This window comes from Actinoplanes sp. NPDC048791, assembly GCF_040650095.1.
Taxonomy (GTDB): Bacteria; Actinomycetota; Actinomycetes; order Mycobacteriales; family Micromonosporaceae; genus Actinoplanes.
The window spans coordinates 1-1139 of record NZ_JBEZGQ010001693.1 but is presented as its reverse complement, the minus strand read 5'-3'; the positions used below and the strand labels follow the sequence as shown (position 1 = coordinate 1139).

1 protein-coding gene and 1 pseudogene are annotated in these 1139 nt (G+C 72.3%); both read left to right on the top strand.

The window, feature by feature from the left end:
- Window positions 1-805 (top strand): FHIPEP family type III secretion protein (locus AB0C29_RS49680; RefSeq protein WP_360835534.1); only part of this gene is annotated, 805 nt, incomplete at its 5' end.
- Window positions 795-1139: pseudogene (locus AB0C29_RS49675) on the top strand (hypothetical protein); the annotation flags it as partial. The gene AB0C29_RS49680 and the pseudogene AB0C29_RS49675, both read left to right, overlap by 11 nt.

The window sequence follows — 1139 nt, the reverse complement described above, 5'->3', positions numbered from 1 at the left end:
GCCCGGCACCGTGCTGGCGATCGGCGACGGCCTGCAGGCGCTGCCCGGCCGGGCCGGCGTCGAGCCGGTCTTCGGGCTGGCCGGCAAGTGGGTCCCGGCCGAGCTGCACTACCAGGCCGAGCTCTCCGGCGCGACGGTCGTGGACCGGGCGTCCGTGATCATCACCCACCTGGCCGAGATCGTCCGGCAGAACGCCAGCCGCCTGCTCGGCCGCGAGGACGTGCGGTCGCTGACCGAGATGGTCAAGCGCACCCACCCCGTCGTGGTCGAGGAGCTGACGCCGTCGCTGCTCAGCCTGGGCCAGATCCAGCGGGTGCTGCAGGCGCTGCTCGACGAGGGCGTACCGATCCGCGACCTGGTCCGGATCTTCGAGTCGCTGTCGCTGCGGGCCAAGGTCTCCGTCGACCACGACGGCCTGGTCGAGGCGGCCCGGGCCGCGCTGGGCCCGGCCATCGCCGCCCAGTACGCGGCCGGCGGCCGGCTCACCGTCATCACGCTGGACCCGATGCTCGAGCAGAGCCTGCTCGAGTCGCTGCGCCCGAGCGAGACCGGTGCCTTCATGGCGATCGAGGGCATGCGGGCCGAGGCCATGGTCACCGAGGCGGGCCGGCTGGTCGAGGCGGCCGAACAGCAGGGCATCACCCCGGTGCTGGCCTGCTCACCGCAGCTACGGCTGCCACTGATGCGTCTCCTGCGCGCGGGTTCCCGCCGGGTGCAGGTGCTGTCCTATTCCGAGATCTCTGGTTCCACCGCACAGATCGAGACCATGGGGGTGGTGAACGGTGCCTACGCGGGTGCTGCTTGAGGGGCCGGCCATCGAGCCGTTGCTGGCGCAGGTGCGCGACGAGTACGGCTCATCGGTCCGGATCATCTCGGCCGACAAGGTCCGTAGCGGTGGCTTCGGCGGTTTCTTCGCCAAGCAGCACTACGAGCTGTCGGTCGAAGTTCCGGACGCCGACGAACGTGACGTACCACGCCGGCCACCGGCGGCCGAGGAGCCGCCACAGACGCTGGAACAGTTGCTGGCGCGCGCCGAGTCCCGGGACCGGATCGCGCCGGACGGCCCGGCCGTCACGGACCGGCTGACCGGCCGGGACGCGGGGATGGGGGACGCCGAAGCCGCGGTCGGCCGGTCCGGA